Annotated in this window: 13 protein-coding genes; 9 read left to right on the top strand and 4 right to left on the bottom strand. The window is 68.1% G+C overall.

Annotated features, from left to right (window positions below):
* Positions 1-39: 39 nt before the first annotated feature.
* Positions 40-1680, bottom strand: a complete 1641-nt coding sequence (gene pgi, locus ACH438_RS02960; RefSeq protein WP_397000471.1) for a glucose-6-phosphate isomerase — start codon at positions 1678-1680, stop codon at positions 40-42.
* Positions 1681-1848: 168 nt separating this feature from the next.
* On the opposite strand from pgi, the gene ACH438_RS02955 reads away from it, so the two are divergent.
* Complete coding sequence (locus ACH438_RS02955) at positions 1849-3300, top strand: NAD-dependent succinate-semialdehyde dehydrogenase (RefSeq protein ID WP_397000469.1); 1452 nt, start codon at positions 1849-1851, stop codon at positions 3298-3300.
* 298 nt (positions 3301-3598) lie between these two features.
* Here the strand turns inward: ACH438_RS02955 and ACH438_RS02950 are convergent, their stop codons facing one another.
* A complete protein-coding gene (locus ACH438_RS02950) occupies positions 3599-3904 on the bottom strand; it encodes a chorismate mutase (RefSeq protein ID WP_397000467.1) in 306 nt (101 codons plus the stop codon).
* A gap of 364 nt (positions 3905-4268) precedes the next feature.
* Here ACH438_RS02950 and pcrA point away from each other — a divergent pair, with 364 nt between their 5' ends.
* From pcrA to ACH438_RS02930, 4 genes are all read left to right on the top strand, one after another.
* Positions 4269-6722: a DNA helicase PcrA gene (gene pcrA, locus ACH438_RS02945; RefSeq protein WP_397000465.1), complete on the top strand. Its 2454-nt coding sequence runs from the start codon at positions 4269-4271 to the stop codon at positions 6720-6722.
* 80 nt (positions 6723-6802) lie between these two features.
* Positions 6803-7672, top strand: coding sequence for an alpha/beta fold hydrolase (locus ACH438_RS02940; RefSeq protein ID WP_397000463.1), 870 nt, complete (start codon positions 6803-6805; stop codon positions 7670-7672).
* Between the two features lie 327 nt (positions 7673-7999).
* Complete coding sequence (locus ACH438_RS02935; protein WP_397000461.1) at positions 8000-9553, top strand: mannitol dehydrogenase family protein; 1554 nt, start codon at positions 8000-8002, stop codon at positions 9551-9553.
* The gene (locus ACH438_RS02930; RefSeq protein ID WP_397000459.1) at positions 9550-10257 is read left to right on the top strand and encodes an HAD family hydrolase; all 708 of its coding nucleotides are present in this window, start codon (positions 9550-9552) and stop codon (positions 10255-10257) included. The genes ACH438_RS02935 and ACH438_RS02930 overlap by 4 nt, the downstream gene beginning before the upstream one ends.
* Before the next feature lie 94 nt (positions 10258-10351).
* On the opposite strand, the gene ACH438_RS02925 is transcribed toward ACH438_RS02930, so the two are convergent.
* A complete protein-coding gene (locus ACH438_RS02925) occupies positions 10352-11536 on the bottom strand; it encodes a M23 family metallopeptidase (RefSeq protein ID WP_397000457.1) in 1185 nt (394 codons plus the stop codon).
* 543 nt (positions 11537-12079) lie between these two features.
* On the opposite strand from ACH438_RS02925, the gene sucC reads away from it, so the two are divergent.
* Together sucC and sucD are read left to right on the top strand one after the other, a co-directional pair.
* Positions 12080-13261 carry an ADP-forming succinate--CoA ligase subunit beta gene (gene sucC / locus ACH438_RS02920; protein ID WP_397000455.1) on the top strand — a complete coding sequence of 394 codons (1182 nt, stop codon included), beginning with the start codon at positions 12080-12082 and terminating at the stop codon, positions 13259-13261.
* 14 nt (positions 13262-13275) lie between these two features.
* A complete protein-coding gene (gene sucD, locus ACH438_RS02915) occupies positions 13276-14190 on the top strand; it encodes a succinate--CoA ligase subunit alpha (RefSeq protein WP_397000453.1) in 915 nt (304 codons plus the stop codon).
* 128 nt (positions 14191-14318) lie between these two features.
* Here the strand turns inward: sucD and ACH438_RS02910 are convergent, their stop codons facing one another.
* The gene (locus tag ACH438_RS02910; RefSeq protein ID WP_397000451.1) at positions 14319-14678 is read right to left on the bottom strand and encodes a YybH family protein; all 360 of its coding nucleotides are present in this window, start codon (positions 14676-14678) and stop codon (positions 14319-14321) included.
* Positions 14679-14830: 152 nt separating this feature from the next.
* On the opposite strand from ACH438_RS02910, the gene ACH438_RS02905 reads away from it, so the two are divergent.
* Positions 14831-15826, top strand: a complete 996-nt coding sequence (locus ACH438_RS02905; protein ID WP_397000449.1) for a DUF5336 domain-containing protein — start codon at positions 14831-14833, stop codon at positions 15824-15826.
* A 214-nt stretch (positions 15827-16040) separates the two neighbouring features.
* Entirely contained in the window at positions 16041-17621 is a 1581-nt protein-coding gene (locus ACH438_RS02900; RefSeq protein ID WP_397000447.1) for a DUF6350 family protein, read from the top strand.
* Positions 17622-17773 lie beyond the last annotated feature (152 nt).

Below are 17773 nucleotides of genomic sequence, written 5' to 3'. Positions count from 1 at the left end.
CCCTGAACGGGTGCGGCGGCATGAGTTCGGGCGTGCCGCTCAGCGGCGGTTGCCGCGGTACCAGCGGATCAAGGCGTCGGTGGAGGAATCCGACTGCGGGGCCGGATCTTCCGCCGACGTCAGCAGCGGCGCCAAAGCCAGAGCCTGCTGCTTGCCGAGCTCCACACCCCACTGGTCGAAACTGTCGATGCCCCAGATCGCGCCTTCGGTGAAGACGATGTGCTCGTACAGGGCGATCAGCTGACCCAGCACCGACGGCGTCAGCTGCTGCGCCAGGATCGCCGTGGTCGGCCGGTTGCCCGGCATCACCTTGTGCGGCACCACCTTCGGGTCCGTGCCCTCCGCCGCGATCTCCTCGGCGGTCTTGCCGAACGCCAGCACCTTGGTCTGCGCGAACAGGTTCGACATCAGGATGTCGTGCATGCTGCCGGTGCCGTCGATGGTGGGCAGATCGTCGGTGGGCCGGGCGAATCCGATGAAATCCGCCGGCACCAGCCGGGTGCCCTGATGCAGCAGCTGATAGAAGGCGTGCTGGCCGTTCGTGCCCGGCTCGCCCCAGAAGATCTCACCCGTGCTGGTCGACACCGGGGTGCCGTCCGCGCGCACGGATTTCCCGTTCGACTCCATGGTCAGCTGCTGCAGGTACGCCGGAAAACGCGCCAGGTCATTGGAATACGGCAGCACCGCCCGCGACTGCGCGCCGAAGAAGTTCGAGTACCAGACGCCCAGCAGGCCCAGCAGTGCCGGACCGTTCTCACTCAGCGGCGTCGACTTGAAATGCTCGTCCACCCGGTGCATTCCATCCAGGAACTCGGCGAAACCGGCCTTGCCGATCACCGCCATCACCGACAGGCCGATGGCCGAATCCACCGAGTAGCGGCCGCCCACCCAATCCCAGAAGCCGAACATGTTCGCGGTATCGATCCCGAAGTCCGACACCCGCTGCGCGTTCGTGGACACCGCCACGAAATGCTTTGCGACAGCGTCCTCGCCGAGCGCGGCCACCAGCCAGCGCCGGGCCGCCGTCGCATTGGTCAGGGTCTCCAGCGTGGAGAAGGTCTTGGAGGCGACGATGAACAGCGTCGACGCCGGATCCAGGCCGTCCAGCTTCGAAACCAGGTCCGCCGGATCGACATTCGACACGAAGCGTGCCGAGATCCCCGCATCCGCGTAATGCCGCAGCGCCAGCGTCACCATGGCCGGACCCAGATCCGAACCGCCGATGCCGATGTTCACCACCGTCGTGATGCGCTCACCCGTCGCACCGCGCCAGGCACCCGAGCGCAGCGCATCGGTGAACTCGCCCATGCGGCGCAACACCTCGTGCACATCGGTGTCCACGGCCTGACCGTCCACGGTCAGACTGCCGCCCGCGGGCAGGCGCAGCCACGGATGGCCGACCGCCCGATCCTCGGAGGTATTGATGTGCTCGCCCGCGAACATGGCGTCGCGGCGCTGCTCGACCTCGGCCGTATGCGCCAATTCGACCAGCAGATCGAGGGTCTCGCGCGTCACCCGATGCTTCGAGTAGTCGATGTGCAGATCTGCCACCTGAACCGTCAGCTCGCGTCCGCGCTCGGGATCCTCCGCGAAGAACTCGCGCAAGTGGCGTCCCGCCAGGGACGCATGGTGGTCGTGCAGTTTCCGCCAGGCCGCCGTCGCGGTGATGTCGCTGCTCACGAAAACCGAGGTTACTGTCTTTTTCTGCCCTCCGCTTCGCTCCGGGCGGGTTCGCGGCCCTGAAGTCTCGATTCTTCCCTCCTTCCGCTCCTCCGCTTCGCTCCCCCGCTCCACTCAGTCCAGAATCGAGACGGCCGCGAACCTTTCATGTGGATCTAGGCTGATGGCATGGTGTCCGAAGCCCAATTACTGACGTCCATTCCCACGCAACTATGGATCGGCGGACCGGTCGACGCGAGCGGCCGCAAGACCTTCCCGGTGCTCAATCCGGCCAATGGGGAGACCCTGGCCAATGTCGCCGACGCCAGTCCGGAGGACGCGGTTCGCGCCCTCGACGCCGCCGCGGCGGCACAGGCCGGCTGGGCCGCGACCCCCGCCCGGCAGCGCGGCGAGATCCTGCGCGCCGTCTTCGAGGCCATCACCGCGCGGACCGAGGAGTTCGCGCTGCTCATGACCCTCGAAATGGGTAAGGCCCTGCCCGAATCCCGCAACGAGGTGCGGTACGGCGCCGAGTTCTTCCGCTGGTTCAGCGAGGAAGCCGTCCGCATCCACGGCCGCTACCAGCCCGCGCCCGCCGGCACCGGGCGCATCCTCGTGCACAAGCAGCCCGTCGGCCCCTGCCTGGCCATCACCCCGTGGAACTTCCCGCTGGCCATGGGAACTCGCAAGATCGGGCCCGCGCTCGCCGCCGGCTGCACCATGATCGTGAAGCCCGCCGGCGAAACCCCGCTCACCATGCTGCTGCTCGCCCAGCTGTGCAGCGAGGCCGGACTCCCGGACGGCGTGCTGTCGGTCATCACCACCAGCCGGTCCGGCGCCGTCACCGCGCCGCTGCTGAACGATCCGCGGCTGCGCAAGCTCACCTTCACCGGGTCCACCCCGGTCGGTAAGAAGCTGGTCGAGCAGTCCGCGCACGGCCTGCTGCGCACCTCCATGGAACTCGGCGGCAATGCGCCCTTCGTGGTCTTCGACGACGCCGATATCGACGCCGCCGTGCAGGGCGCGGTGCTGGCCAAGCTGCGCAACGGCGGCGAGGCGTGCACCGCGGCCAACCGCTTCCATGTGCAGAACTCGGTTCGCCAGGAATTCACCGACAAGCTCACCGCGGCCATGGCCGAGTACAAGCTCGGTCCCGGCACCGACTCGGACACCACGCTCGGGCCGCTCATCAACGAGAACCAGCTCGATACCGTCAGTGAACTCGTCGAGGACGCCGTCTCCGCGGGCGCACAGGTGAAGCTGGGCGGCAAGGCGCCCGGCGGACCAGGCTGGTTCTACCCGGCCACCGTCCTCACCGAGATCCCCGCGCACGCCCGCATCCTGCGCGAGGAGGTCTTCGGGCCGGTTGCCCCGATCGTCGGATTCGAGACCGAGGAAGAGGGCCTGGCGGCCGCGAACGACACCGAATTCGGGCTCGTCGCATACGTTTACACGCAGAGCCTGGACCGGGCGCTGCGAGTTGCCGAGGGACTGGAAACCGGCATGGTCGGCGTCAACCGCGGCGTCATCTCCGATCCCGCAGCGCCTTTCGGCGGCGTGAAGGAGTCCGGCTTCGGTCGCGAGGGCGGCTTCGAGGGCATCGAGGAGTACCTGAACACCAAGTACATCGCCCTGCCCTGACCTGCGCGGATCCGTCAGAAATGAAAGAACCGCCCCGGGGGTATAAGACACCCGGGGCGGCCTGGGGGAAGGACATCATGCCGGCTCGTCGTCCACCCGTTTTGGTCACGGGCTTTCCACGGTCGTACAGATGTCACTTGGTCTGAGTGGGCCGCGTTTCACGGCACCGCCCGGTCTATCGCACCGAGCGGGCCTGCGCGTTAACTACTACTGAACTTCACGAACCTGAGTGTTTCGGGGGTGTGCCCCTGAGAGTTGTCAGAGTTGTCGGAATCCGCGTGCGGGATCCGCGCTGTCGTCAGTGTCCGAGACGCCCGCGGCCGAGACGCAGCAGGAGCATGGCGAGGGTGTGACCCTCCTGACCCAGCTCACTGAATCGCTCCAGCACCTTCATCTCGCGGGAGTGCACCAGCTTGGGTCCGCCATTGGCCATTCGGGTCCGGCCGATCATTCGCGAAACCTCGGTGCGGCGCTTGATCGCGGCGAGGATCTCGGCATCGAGCTTGTCGATCTCCTTACGCAGCTTCTCGATCTCCGCCTCCGAGGGGAGGGCGGCGTCCGGCCCGGTCACCGGCTCTGTTTGTCCCGTCGTCGAGATGCTCATACTTTTTCTCCTCGTGGTCCCGAACATCGATCGGCAGGCGAACCCGACTCGTTACCGATCGGTTCCTAACCAAGAAAATAAGGCCATGCCGGCTCGTGGACCACATGTGTTGGTCACGGGCTTCCAATGCTTCAGCTATACATTGTCCCCCCACAGGAGCCGTCAGGTGCAGAGTGTTACCTGAAAGCCGGTCATGGGCCCAGTTTGCCATGCAGGGTGCACCGAGCAAAACAAGATCGTTTGAGAATTTCCTGAGCTTCGCGGGTCACACTCGTTCACCGGAGGTTCGCCGGATCGGTGCTTATCGGACACCTGAGCGGCCGGGCTGCGACTTGTCGGTGCTCGCCGGTAGCGTAGATGGGCGATGAATACGACGGTGGCGCGGGACGGGCAGAAGACCGAGCGGTTGCTCGAGGGGTTGAATCCACAACAGCGCGCCGCGGTGGTGCACACGGGCTCTCCGCTGCTGATCGTGGCCGGTGCGGGCTCCGGAAAGACGGCCGTACTGACCCGCCGCATCGCGTATCTACTCGACGCCCGCGGCGTCCGCCCCGGCGAAATCCTCGCCATCACCTTCACCAACAAGGCCGCCGCCGAAATGCGCGAGCGGGTTGCCGGACTCGTCGGCCCGCGCGCCGCCGGCATGTGGGTGTCCACCTTCCACTCCAGTTGTGTGCGAATCTTGCGAACCCAGGCCTCCCTGGTGCGCGGACTCAATACCAACTTCTCCATCTACGACGCCGACGACTCCCGCCGCCTGCTCGCCATGATCGGGCGCGATCTCGACATCGACGCCAAGAAGTACACGCCGCGGCTGCTCGCCACCGCCATCTCGAACCTCAAGAACGAACTCATTGATCCGGACCAGGCCGCCACCGACGCCGCGACCGAGGACGCCGAAATGCCGCGCCTGGTCGCCAAGGTCTACGACGAGTACCAGCGCCGGCTGCGCGCGGCCAATGCCCTCGACTTCGACGACCTCATCGGCGAAACCGTTGCGCTGCTGCAGAACCACCCGGCGGTGGCCGAGTACTACCGGCGCCGCTTCCGGCACGTGCTGGTCGACGAATACCAGGACACCAACCACGCGCAGTACACCCTGGTGCGTGAACTGGTCGGCCATCATCGGGGTGGGTGGGACGAGAACGACACCGCCGTCCAGGACCGGGTGCCGCCGTCCGAACTCTGCGTCGTCGGCGACGCCGACCAGTCCATCTACGCCTTCCGCGGCGCCACCATCCGCAATATCGAGGAATTCGAACGCGACTTCCCCGACGCGGAAACCATTCTGCTGGAACAGAACTACCGCTCCACCCAGCACATCCTGGCCGCCGCCAATGCCGTCATCGCGCGCAACGAGAACCGCCGCGACAAGAAGCTGTGGACCGATCAGGGCGACGGTGAACTCATCGTCGGCTACGTCGCCGACAACGAGCACGACGAAGCCTCCTTCGTGGCCAAGGAGATCGACCGGCTGATCGACGGCGGCGACTTCAACTACAACGACGTCGCCGTCTTCTACCGCACCAACAACAACTCCCGGGCGCTGGAAGAGATCTTCATCCGGATGGGGTTGCCCTACAAGGTGGTCGGCGGCGTCCGCTTCTACGAGCGCAAGGAAGTCCGCGACATCGTCGCCTACCTGCGCGTCCTGGAGAACCCGGACGACGCGGTGAGCCTGCGCCGCGTCCTCAACACCCCGCGCCGCGGCATCGGCGACCGCGCCGAAGCCTGCGTCGCCGTGCACGCCGACCAGCGGAATGTCGGCTTCGCGCAAGCGCTCCGGGATGCCGCCGCCGGCAAGGTGGCGCTGCTCAATACTCGTGCTCAACGTGCCATCGCCGGATTCCTGGAGCTGCTCGAGGAGATCCGCGCGGCCGGGGCGCAGGAGGATCTCGACTTTCCTGACGTGGGCAGTGTCGTCGAAGCCGTGCTCGACCGCACCGGCTACCGCACCGAACTCGAGATGTCCGACGACCCGCAGGACGGGGCGCGGCTCGACAACCTCAACGAATTGGTCAGCGTCGCACGGGAATTCAGCTCCGAGGCGCGCAACAATGTGGAGGCCGCCCGCGCCGAGGGGCTCGTCCCCGAGGCCGCCGAGGGGGAACCGGAACCGGGCTCACTGGCCGCGTTCCTCGAACGCGTCTCGCTCGTCGCTGATACCGATCAGATTCCGGACGAGGGGTCCGGGGTGGTCACCCTGATGACCCTGCACACGGCCAAGGGGCTGGAATTCCCCGTCGTGTTCGTCACCGGCTGGGAGGACGGGCAGTTCCCGCACATGCGTGCCCTCGGTGATCCCACCGAACTGGCCGAGGAACGCCGGCTCGCCTACGTGGGCATCACCCGCGCGCGCAAGCGGCTCTACCTCACCCGCGCGGTGGTGCGCTCCGGCTGGGGACAGCCGGTGTCCAACCCGGAATCCCGCTTCCTGCAGGAGATTCCGGGCCACCTCATGGACTGGCGGCGGCTCGAACCGGCGCCCTCGCAGCTGCAGCGCGGCATGCGGCGGCGCGGCGAGAACGACGGCCTGGAACGGGATTGGACGCGCGGCGACGGCTGGAACGAACAGCGGCCCGGTCTGCGTGATCGTGGTGAGCGGCGGCCCGCACCCGGTGCGAGCGGCGGCGGCAAGCGCAACAACAGCGGGCTGGTGCTCGCGGTGGGCGACCGGGTCAGCGATGACAAGTACGGGCTGGGCCGGGTGGTCGCCGCCGAGGGTTTCGGCGCATTGGCCACGGTCACAATCGATTTCGGTACCGCGGGCAAGATCCGGCTCATCCCGCAGTACAGCCGTACCTTGATGAAGCTCTGACGAGGCGGCACCGACCCGAAGGTGCTGCTTTCGATCATTCGGACCGATGAGTTTCCGGAACGGAAGGAGTCAATACCGATATGACTACACACACGCTCCGGAAACCCGAAGTCGATCTCGTCTACGACGTGCTGGGCCCGCTGCCCACCGCCGACGGCCGCCCACCGCTGCTCATGGTGGGCCAGCCCATGTGCGCCGACGGCTTCGGCGACCTGGCCTCGCACTTCCCCGACCGCACCGTGGTCACCTACGACCCGCGCGGGCTCGGGCGCAGTGTGCGCAAGGACGGCCGGAGCGATAACAACCCCGAGGTGCAGGCCGGGGATCTGCACGACCTCATCGCCGAACTCGGCGCCGGAGCGGTCGAGATCTTCGCCAGCAGCGGCGGCGCGGTCACCTCGCTGGCGCTGGTCACCGCGCATCCGGAGGATGTCACCACGCTGGTGGCGCACGAGCCGCCGCTGTTCGAACTGCTGCCCGACGCCGCCGCCCACGAGCATGCGCGCGCCGCGGTGCGAGACGCGTACCAGGCCAAGGGGTCCGGTGCGGGTATGGCGGCCTTCATCGTCTGGTCGTCCGCGCAGGGTGAGATCACCGACGAGCTCTTCGCGCAGGGCACGCCCGATCCCGCCATGTTCGGCATGCCCGGCGAGGACGACGGGACCCGCGACGATCCGCTGCTCTCCGAGCTCTCCTGGGCCGTCACCGACTATCGCCCCGACGCGGCCGCGCTGACCGCCGCGCCGACGCGCATCGTGATCGGGGTCGGCGAGGAGTCGACCGGCGTCCTCACCGGCCGAACCTCGATCGCCACCGCGGCGTTGCTCGGCGCCGAACCGGTGGTCTTCCCGAGTCATCACGGTGGATTCGTCGGCGGTGATAATCCCTATGCGGGTAAGCCGGCGGAATTCGCGCAGCGGCTGCACGCGGTGCTCGACGGCGGAAAATAAATCGAGCAGATCGATCAAATCGATAATTCCCGTGCGCGAATGAGGCGAAATTCGTGGGCTGGGTAACAGTGAGCGGTATCACGAAGTCTGCCCAGGTAGGGGACTTGTGACCGCGCTGTGACCCGGCCCAGGTGCGCGTTTACGAATTGATTACGGGCTCGTGTGGCGTTCGAGTAACGCAAAATACAAACCTCCCGTCCGGTTTCGTGTCGAAATTTCGGAAATCGTGTTCTAGATTCGGAAGCCTGCGCCGGATTCAGTGTCGATCGGACGCATTCGAACATTCCCTCCCGAATGTCTCTCCCGAATGCTGTGGAAGGCTTTGCCATGCACGCTTTTCCGAATTCACTCACCAACCCTGTTCCCGCAGCGGCGATTTCGTCCCCGAATTCCCGACGGCTCGGCGTGGGCACGCTGACCGGGTTGCCGCACACCGTCACCCGGCCCGCCTTCACCCCGCGCAACCTCGGCACCGGCATCGTGCACCTCGGTTGCGGCGCCTTCCACCGCGCCCACCAGGCCCTCGTCACCCAGCACACCATCGCCGCCACCGGCGATCGGCGCTGGGGCATCGCGGCCGTCGCCATGTCCCGGCCCGACATCGTGCACAGCCTGCGCGCGCAGGACAACCTCTACACCACCCTGCTGCGCGACGGCGGCGAGATCCGGGCCGAGGTGGTCGGCACCATCACCGCGGCCGTGCACGCACCCACCGACCGGATCGGAGTGATGCGGCGCATCGCCGATCCGCGGGTGCGCATCGTCACCCTCACCGTCACCACCGGCGGCTACTGCGTCTCACCCGACACCGGGCGGCTCGACGCGGGCAGCGACCCGGTCCGGCACGACCTGCGCTGCGCCGCCAAACCCTGCACCGCCATCGGCATGCTGGTGGGCGCGCTCGCGGCCGTGCGCCGCCGCGGCGGCAACCCGCCCGTCGTGATCAGCTGTGACAACCTCTCCGCCAACGGCCGCCAATTACGCGGCGCGGTAATCGATTTCGCCGCACTGCGGGACGACCGGCTGGCCGACTGGATCGCCCGCAATGTGCAGTTCCCGTGCAGCGTCGTAGACCGCATCGTGGCGCCCGCCACCGCCATCGACGAGGCGGCCGCCCGCAACTCGCTCGGCGGCATCGACGACCGCGCGCCCGTCTCGGCCGAACCGTTCCTCACCTGGACCATCGAGGATTTCGAGGGTGAGCGCCCGCGCTGGGACCTGGCCGGCGCCCGCTTCGTCGCCGACGTCACCGACCACGAACTCGCGAAACTGCGGCTGCTCAACGGAACCCACATGCTGCTCGCCTACCTCGGCGCGCTCGCCGGGCACGCCACCGTCGCCGAGGCCAGCGCGGATCCGGAACTGGCCGCCCTCGCCCGGCAGTTCATGCTGCACGAGCAGGGGCCCACGCTGACCCTGCCGGAGCCCGAATTGCGGCGCACCGTGGACGATCTGCTGCACCGCTTCCGCAACCCCGCCATCCGGCACGATATGACCCGCGTCGGCCGCAACGGCTCCGGCAAGATGATGCCGCGGGTCACCGACGCCATGCGCGAGAACCTCGCCGCGGGCCGGGCGACACCGGGCGCGGTACTGCTCATCGCCGCCTGGATCCGCTGGTTCGACCTGTGCGGAACCCGCGGCGCCACCATGGAAGTCATCGACTCCCGGGTGGAGGAGCTGGCGGCGCTCGCCGCCATTCCGGACCCCTACCGGCGCGCCCGCGCCTTCCTGCAGCGCACCGAGATCTTCGGCCGGCTGCCGCAGCTGGACCGGTTGCAGCAGGAAGTCGGCGCGGCACTGGTAGAACTCAGCCAGGACGATGTCGCCGACGTGATCCGCCGGCGACTGCTCGAACACCCCACCGGGAAGGCCGCATGACACTCACCGAAACCCCCGTGCGCGCAGTCGTTTTCGATATGGACGGGCTGCTGCTCGACTCCGAGCGCCTGGCCGTCGAATCGCTGGCGCTGTCCGGCGCCGAACTCGGGTACGAGCTGCCGGAGGAGTTCCGCCACAGCCTGATCGGCATGCCCGCCGACCGTTGCCGGGAACTCGCTGTCGCCGCCTTCGGACCGGAATTCCCGCTCGACGAGTTCTACGCGCGCCACGAGGCCACCATCGCCCGGCTCGTCGACGCCGGCCGCCTCACCACCAAACCCGGTGTCACCGAACTCCTCGACGACCTCGACCGCCGCGGCATCCCGCACGCCATCGCCACCTCCTCCGGCCGCGACCGCACCCGCCACCACCTGCGCGCCGCCGGCCTGCTGGACCGCTTCGACGTGATCGTCACCCGCCAGGACGTCCGCCACGGCAAACCCCACCCCGAGCCCTACCGCACCGCGACCGCCGCCCTCGGCGCCGCCCCCAAATACACTCTCGCCTGCGAAGACTCACCCAACGGCCTGCGCGCCGCGCACGCCGCCAACCTCCGCTGCCTCCTCATCCCCGACCTCGTCCCCGCCACCCCCGAAACCACCCGCCTCGCCCACCGCGTCCTCCCCGACCTCCACCACGTCCGCGACTACCTCACCACCGCCAACGGCCCCGCCCGCCGGCTCGCCCCCGAACCCACCGCGTGACCACGCGCCGATCGCACCGACCACCGGCGCTGTGAAAAGCCGAGGGGCGCACCGTGAAAACGGTGCGCCCCTCGAATGTTGCTGTGGTCCGGCGTCAGTCGCGTTCGGGGCCGAGGGAGATGCCGCGGGAGGCGAGCCAGGGGAGGGGGTCGATCTTGTCGACGCCGTGCTGCCAGACCTCGAAATGGCAGTGCGGGCCGGTGGAGAAGCCGCGGTTGCCGATGGTGGCGATCTGGTCGCCGGCCAGGACGCGCTGGCCCGCGGAGACCGTTGCGGTGTCGATGTGGCCGTAGATGGTGACCGTGCCGTCGTCGTGCAGCAGGCGCACCCACATGCCGAAACCCGAAGCGGGACCGGCCTCCAGCACGGTGCCGTCCGCCACCGCGACGATCGGGGTGCCGATCGGGCCCGCGATATCGACGCCCTGATGCGCGACGCCCCAGCGGATACCGAAACCGGAGGTGAAGGTGCCCTGTGCGAACTTCGTCCACATCGGGCGCATCTTCGAGGCCTCGGCATTGGCCAGATCGGCCGCGAACTTCTGGCCCTTCTGCAGGATGTCGCTGAACTGATCCAGCGTCGTCGGGGAGCCGGAATTCACCAATTGCGGTGCGCCGGAAGAGGTGTCGGCGGCGCCGACCTGTTGTGTGGCGGCCACCTCCCGCACCTGATTGGAAGCCTGGTATTCGGTGCCGTCGGCATGCCCGGACGCCTCGATGGTGGCCTGCCCGGCCGCCACCACCGCGCCCGCGGCGACCGCCACCACGGCGGCGCGGCCCTTCAGCGCGGAGGGCGGAGCCGGTAGTCGGTGCGTGCCACCCGCGCGGCGTTTGCCGCCGGCACGCGCCGGAGTCTGAACCGCGGGGCCGGGCGTCGCCGCGCGATCCGGTTCCGCCGCACGATGATCCACGCGCGCGCCGTCACCGGAGAACTGGATGCGATCGCCGTCCGCGGTGCGGAAGCTGTAGACCGGCGTGTAATCGCCGGAGGGGGTGGGGTCGGCGGTGCTGTCCCAGTTGGAGCGGGACTGCGCTGCCCAGACGTCCGGATTCGGTGCGGCCCAGCCGTTCACGGTCGTGGTGGCGGCGGACCAGACGTCATCGGGCGTGCTCGTACCGGACCACTGCGGTCCGGGAGCGGCCTCGTCGGACCACTGCGGCTCGGGCTGCCACTGGGTGGTGGCATTCCAGTCGGCGGTGGCGCCCCACTGCTCGGCGTCCTCGCGATAGCGGTGGCCGTGCCGGGCGCGGTGACCGGTGGGAAGCGGGCCGTCGCTCATCGGCGCCGGCCGCACGAGTGTCGGCGGGTCGGCAAGTGTCCTGCGGAGCAGCTTTCTACCTGCGTAGTGATGTGCTGCGTCAAGCTCGCCGTCCTCCTGCCGTGACCGGGTTGTGACATCGAACGCAACGACGGTAACGAAACGATTGCAGGTCAGCAAGCGACAGACATGGTTCGCCGCACGGGTGTGATATTCATCACGTTAGGTACGGGAATCCGCTCACTGTGCTTCGGGTGATCGGGTGAGCTTTCTCGACGACAGAGTGTAGTAACCGCAGCACTCTCCGGCCTTCGCGCGCCCTACCTGGCACGTGGTCAACAAACTACCCGCGAGTAGCATTGACAAGGGCTTTCGGGAGCTCAGAGACAGTACCGTGACCTGCGCCACTTAGGCTGTATGCGGCTGATTTCCGCTCCATGTGACTGATTAGAGTCCGATCCGACCCACAGACCCTTTCGAGTGACCTGCAAGCAGTCACTACGGGCCAACAACGGGCCGCCAACCAAGACGTTGTCACAACAACGCAGACGAGACGGTGAGTACATGGATCTCTTCGAATATCAGGCGAAGGAACTCTTCGTGAAGCACGGAGTGCCCTCGTCGGAGGGCCGCGTCACTGATACGGCCGAGGAAGCTCGTGCGATCGCGGAAGAAATCGGCAAGCCGGTCATGGTCAAGGCCCAGGTCAAGGCCGGTGGCCGTGGCAAGGCCGGTGGCGTGAAGTACGCCGCGACCCCGGAGGATGCCTTCACTCACGCCCAGAACATCCTGGGGCTGGACATCAAGGGCCACATCACCAAGAAGGTCCTGGTCGCCGAGGCCAAGGACATCGCGTCGGAGTACTACATCTCCTTCCTGCTGGATCGTTCCAACCGCACCTACCTGGCCATGTGCTCGGTCGAGGGTGGCATGGAGATCGAAGAGGTCGCCGCCACCAAGCCGGATCGCCTCGCCAAGGTTCCCGTCGACGCCGTCAAGGGTGTCGACCTCGCGTTCGCCCGCTCGATCGCCGAGCAGGGCCACCTGCCCGCCGACATCCTCGACGCCGCCGCGGTGACCATCCAGAAGCTGTGGGAGGTCTTCATTCAGGAAGACGCCACCCTGGTCGAGGTCAACCCGCTGGTGCGCACCCCCAACGACGAGATCCTGGCCCTCGACGGCAAGGTCACCCTGGACGAGAACGCCGAGTTCCGCCACCCCGATCACGCGGCCTTCGCCGATATCGATGCGACCGACCCGCTCGAGCTCAAGGCCAAGGAGAACGACCTCAACTACGTCAAGCTCGACGGTGAGGTCGGCATCATCGGCAACGGCGCGGGTCTGGTCATGTCGACCCTGGACGTCGTCGCCTACGCCGGTGAGAACCACAACGGCGTGAAGCCCGCAAACTTCCTCGACATCGGTGGCGGCGCCTCGGCGTCCGTCATGGCCGCCGGCCTGGATGTCATCCTGGGCGATGCCCAGGTCAAGTCCGTGTTCGTGAATGTCTTCGGTGGCATCACCGCGTGTGACGCGGTCGCGAACGGCATTGTCGGCGCGCTGAACACCCTGGGCGCCGAGGCCAACAAGCCGCTGGTCGTGCGCCTGGACGGCAACAAGGTCGAGGAGGGTCGCAAGATCCTCGCCGACTTCAACCACCCGCTGGTGACTCTCGCTCAGACCATGGACGAAGGCGCAGATAAAGCGGCCGAACTGGCAGCTTCTTCCAACGGCACCGCCAAGTAAGGACACGAACCCACATGTCTATCTTCCTGAACAAGGACAACAAGGTCATCGTCCAGGGCATCACCGGCGGTGAGGGCACCAAGCACACCGCGCTGATGCTGAAGGCAGGCACCAACGTCGTCGGCGGCGTGAACGCGCGCAAGGCCGGCACCACCGTCAAGCACGTCGACAAGGACGGCAACGAGGTCGAGTTGCCGGTCTTCGCGACCGTCGCCGAGGCCATCGAGAAGACCGGCGCGGACACCTCCATCGCCTTCGTGCCGCCGGCCTTCTCCAAGGACGCCATCATCGAGGCCATCGACGCGGAGATCCCGCTGCTCGTGGTCATCACCGAGGGCATCCCGGTGCAGGACTCCGCCTACGCGTGGGCCTACAACGTGGACAAGGGCAACAAGACCCGCATCATCGGCCCGAACTGCCCGGGCATCATCACCCCGGGTGAGTCGCTGGTGGGCATCACCCCGGCCAACATCGCGGGCAAGGGCCCGATCGGTCTCGTGTCGAAGTCGGGCACCCTGACCTACCAGATGATGTACGAGCTGCGGGACTTCGGTTTCTCCACCGCCATCGGCATCGGCGGCGACCCGGTCATCGGCACCACCCACATCGACGCCATCGAGGCGTTCGAGAAGGACCCCGAGACCAAGCTCATCGTCATGATCGGCGAGATCGGCGGCGACGCCGAGGAGCGGGCCGCGGCCTACATCCAGGCCAACGTCACCAAGCCGGTCGTCGGCTACGTCGCGGGCTTCACCGCGCCGGAGGGCAAGACCATGGGCCACGCCGGCGCCATCGTGTCCAGCGGCGGCGGTACCGCCCAGGCCAAGAAGGACGCCCTCGAGGCCGCGGGCGTGAAGGTCGGCAAGACCCCGTCCGAGACCGCCGCCCTCGCGCGCGAGATCCTCGAGAAGGCCGCCGTCAACGCTTGACGGTTCGCGTGCCCCGCTGCCCGACGGTAGCGGGGCACCGGCCGGAGCGTGGTCGGGCCATTCGCGAATCCTGAAGGCCGCCTTCCGATTTCGGAAGGCGGCCTTCGCCGTTTCCGGGGCCGGGGCGGTCAGGCGATCTTGGGCTGATCGATGATCCAGCGCCAGGTGCCGTCGGTTTGCCGATGCGCGACTTCGGCCGTCACATCGCCGTTGGCCAGCCGCGTGGAGGTCACGGCCAGGTCTCCATTGCGCAACGTGGGTTGCTGGATACCGGGGGTGAAAGTCGGCCGGGAAGCCAATAGTTCGGTGTAGACCGCGCGGATCCGGTCGTGGCCGACAGTGATGGTTCCGGGCGGAAAGGCAAGTGTCGCTTCGGGTTCGTACAGTGCGACCAGGCCTTCGACATCACCGTCGTTCGCCCGTTCGACGAAAAACACTGCCAGCTCCTCGGGCTGCCGGGCCGGTTCGCGGAAGTCGTTGCCGCTCATGAATCGACGATCCCACAAGGGTCCGACATTCCCCGGTCAAGCCCCGATTCGCTATTGCGCCAGGGGCGTCGCCGGTGGTACATGGTGCTCGCGGCGGTCTGTTGCAGTAGCGTCGGTGGCAGTTCGTGAACGACTCGATAGGAGACGACGACATGTCATACCCGACCGGGGGCTCGGGATACAACGGGCCCACGCCGACGCCTTCCAACGCACCCGGCTACGGCTCGCAGCCTACGGGCAGTCCCGCTGGGTCGAGTACGACGCCCGAAGCGGGCAAGGGCCTGCCTTTCTTCCTCACCGTCGGCGTCGCCGCCCTCGGTGTCATCACCTTCCTGCTCGGTTTCGCGCCCTACCTCGGGTCCAAGCCGGTGCAGATCGGCGGCCAGACGGTCGGCCCGACGATCACCTCGAGTCTGTTCGAGTCGCCCGGCGGCGCCGCGCTGATCACCATCGTGCTGTTCGCGGGCATCCTGGCGGGACTGTCGCTGCTGCCCAAGCAGAACTGGACCGGTGTGGTGGCCGCGTCGTCGTTCGCCGCGTTCCTGGCGATCCTGTTCACCTCCTTCGACCTCGATGACAATGTGTCGCTGAAGTGGGGCGGCTGGGTCATCCTGTTCTTCTCGTTCGTGCAGGCCGTGCTCGCCGTGCTGGCCGTGCTGTTCGAGGCGGGCATCGTCAAGCCGCCGGCGCCCAAGCCGGCCACGCCGCAGGGCTACGGCCAGCAGCCGTTCAGCTCGACCGGCTCGCAGTTCCAGCAGCCGGGCTACGGTCAGCAGGCCGGTTACGGTCAGCAGCAGCCGGCGTCCTACGGCCAGCAGGGCGGTTACGGTCAGCAGCCGCAGCAGCCTTCGTACGGTCAGCAGGGCTACGGCCAGTCGGGCCAGCAGCCGCAGCAGCCGGCCGGATACGGCACCGGCTCGCAGCCGCAGCCGGGTTACGGCCAGCAGCAGCCGTCCTACGGTCAGCAGCCGGGCGGTTTCGGTCAGCAGTCCTACGGCGCGCCGCAGCAGCCGGCGAGCGCGGATCCGGCGACGCAGCACTTCGCCGCCGGTCAGCGCCCGGGCCAGCCGTTCGGTGGCGAGCAGGCCGCCGACCCGGCCGCCGATGCCACCCGCGCCTTCCGCCCCGGTCAGGACGACGCCAAGTAGCCCGCCGCGCCTTCGGAGCAGAACATGAACGGCCCCTGGGCTTTCCGCCCGGGGGCCGTTCGCTTGCCCGCATGCCGCGTCGCGGCCGGCGCCGGCGCCGCCGAGCCCCCGGCCAGATCCCCCGAGCCTTCGCGCAAGCCCGCATGCCCGCTGTTCAGGGGTGTGCGGCGCGCCTGACCCTCAGGTTTTCATGAAGCTGTCACGCTGGTTGTCCATGAGTGCCCCGAAGACCGCCCTGGCTCGTCTGGGCGACCGCGCGCCGCGGCAGATGTCGCCGCGGGAACCGCTGCCGCCGCGCGAACCGGTGCGCGGCGGAGGCGGTGGCGGCGGATTCGGGTCGCTGACGCCGGAGCGGGCGCGCGTGCTGATGCTGGTGGCGGCGCGGCCCGCGGCCATCGTGCTGCTGGTGATCTTCGTGCTGGTGTTCGGCACCCTGTTCGCCGCGCACAGCGGGACCTCGGGAGCGTCCGGGGCCATCGCCGCGAGCTGGCTTGCGGTGCATCAGGTTCCGCTGGTGATCGGTAAGACCGGGATCGGGCTGTGGCCGCTGGTGCCGACCGCGGTGATGCTGTGGCTGGTCGCCCGCGAATGCGATCTGGCCGCCGAACCCGGTTGCACGCGAGTCGATCTCGCCTGGATCGTGGGCGCGGCGGTGGGCGGTCCGCTGCTCATCACCGCGGTCTGCCTGGCGGTCGCCGACGACGCGTCCGCGACCATGCCGCTGCAACCGCCGCAGACCCTGGTCGCCTTCGCCTGGGTGATCGGGCTGAACCTGGTGGCCGCGATCGCCGGCATCGGCGCGCGGAACTGGCGCGAGTTCACCGATCTGCTGCCGATTCCCTTGCCGCACTGGGTCGTTCCCGGCGTGCGGACCGGTCTGCTGTCGGTGTGGCGGCTGCTGCTGGTGGCCGCGGCGGTCACCGTGGTGTCGTTCCTCGGGCACTGGTCGCGGATCGGCGACACCTATCACACCGCCGGAAACATCTTCGGCGGACTGGGTTTGACCGTGCTGTCGCTGGCCTACCTGCCGAACGTGCTCATCGACGCGGTGGGCCTGCTGCTCGGCGGGCAGGTGCACATCGGCGCGGGCTCGCTCAGCCTGTTCGGCATCGAGGGCGCGCCGCTGCCCGCGGTGCCGCTGGCGGCGGCCGTGCCGTCCGGGCCGGTGGCGGCCTGGTGGATGGCCTTGCTGGTGGCGCCGGCGGCGGTCGGCGTGCTCGGCGGCCTGGACTGCGGGCGCACCTCGCGCGACCGCCCGGCCGCGCCCTGGGCGACGCTCACCTCGGCCGCCGTGGCGGCGGTGGCCATCACTCTGCTCGGTGTCGTGGCGGGCGGCGAACTCGGCACCTTCGGCCGCATCGGCCCGAACCTCCTCCTATCCGCGGCCCTCGCCTTCATCTGGCTGGCGGTGGCCGGTTACGTCGGCATGCTCGGCGCTCGCTGGTTCACCCCGGCCGGAGCGGCGACCGCGGCCGCCGCCGGATACGCCGGAACCGTCGCCGACGACGAATACGACGACTACGACCTCGAATACGAGGACGATTACGACCCGGCCTACGAGTCCGACTACGAGGACCCCGACGCCGACTACGACGAATACGACGACTACGACGAAGAATTCGACGACGACTACGCGGACGACTACGAACCCGCCCCCGCCGCCGACGACACCGTCGACGGCGAACTCCTCGAAGAGGACGAACCCGTCTTCACCGCCCGCATCCGCCAGGAACCTGCCGCCCCCGACGACATAGTCGACGCCGAGATAGTGGAGGGAACGGAAGTCGACAACTGATTTCGCAAGGATCGGGGTAACTCGTCGGGTACGTCCAGAATTGGTTCGGCAGCTGACCGCCGGCACGGATGCGGGGCGGACAACGGCTCTTGGTCGGCCGCTGAAGTTCCGGGGAGGCGGGACAGTTAGGCTCTAGGCGGCGGTCTTACCGG

The sequence above is a fragment of the Nocardia sp. NPDC020380 genome (assembly GCF_044386975.1).
GTDB lineage: Bacteria > Actinomycetota > Actinomycetes > Mycobacteriales > Mycobacteriaceae > Nocardia.
Note: the sequence above shows the minus strand (reverse complement) of the source record. Positions and strands in the feature narration are given on the sequence as shown.

Excerpts from the sequence above, each read along its gene's own strand:
- ACH438_RS02955 (WP_397000469.1), top strand. The coding sequence starts at position 1,849 with ATGGTGTCCGAAGCCCAATTACTGACGTCCATTCCCACGCAACTATGG.
- ACH438_RS02950 (WP_397000467.1), bottom strand. The coding sequence starts at position 3,904 with ATGAGCATCTCGACGACGGGACAAACAGAGCCGGTGACCGGGCCGGAC.
- pcrA (WP_397000465.1), top strand. The coding sequence starts at position 4,269 with ATGAATACGACGGTGGCGCGGGACGGGCAGAAGACCGAGCGGTTGCTC.
- ACH438_RS02940 (WP_397000463.1), top strand. The coding sequence starts at position 6,803 with ATGACTACACACACGCTCCGGAAACCCGAAGTCGATCTCGTCTACGAC.
- ACH438_RS02935 (WP_397000461.1), top strand. The coding sequence starts at position 8,000 with ATGCACGCTTTTCCGAATTCACTCACCAACCCTGTTCCCGCAGCGGCG.
- ACH438_RS02930 (WP_397000459.1), top strand. The coding sequence starts at position 9,550 with ATGACACTCACCGAAACCCCCGTGCGCGCAGTCGTTTTCGATATGGAC.
- ACH438_RS02925 (WP_397000457.1), bottom strand. The coding sequence starts at position 11,536 with ATGAGCGACGGCCCGCTTCCCACCGGTCACCGCGCCCGGCACGGCCAC.
- sucC (WP_397000455.1), top strand. The coding sequence starts at position 12,080 with ATGGATCTCTTCGAATATCAGGCGAAGGAACTCTTCGTGAAGCACGGA.
- sucD (WP_397000453.1), top strand. The coding sequence starts at position 13,276 with ATGTCTATCTTCCTGAACAAGGACAACAAGGTCATCGTCCAGGGCATC.
- ACH438_RS02910 (WP_397000451.1), bottom strand. The coding sequence starts at position 14,678 with ATGAGCGGCAACGACTTCCGCGAACCGGCCCGGCAGCCCGAGGAGCTG.
- ACH438_RS02905 (WP_397000449.1), top strand. The coding sequence starts at position 14,831 with ATGTCATACCCGACCGGGGGCTCGGGATACAACGGGCCCACGCCGACG.
- ACH438_RS02900 (WP_397000447.1), top strand. The coding sequence starts at position 16,041 with ATGAGTGCCCCGAAGACCGCCCTGGCTCGTCTGGGCGACCGCGCGCCG.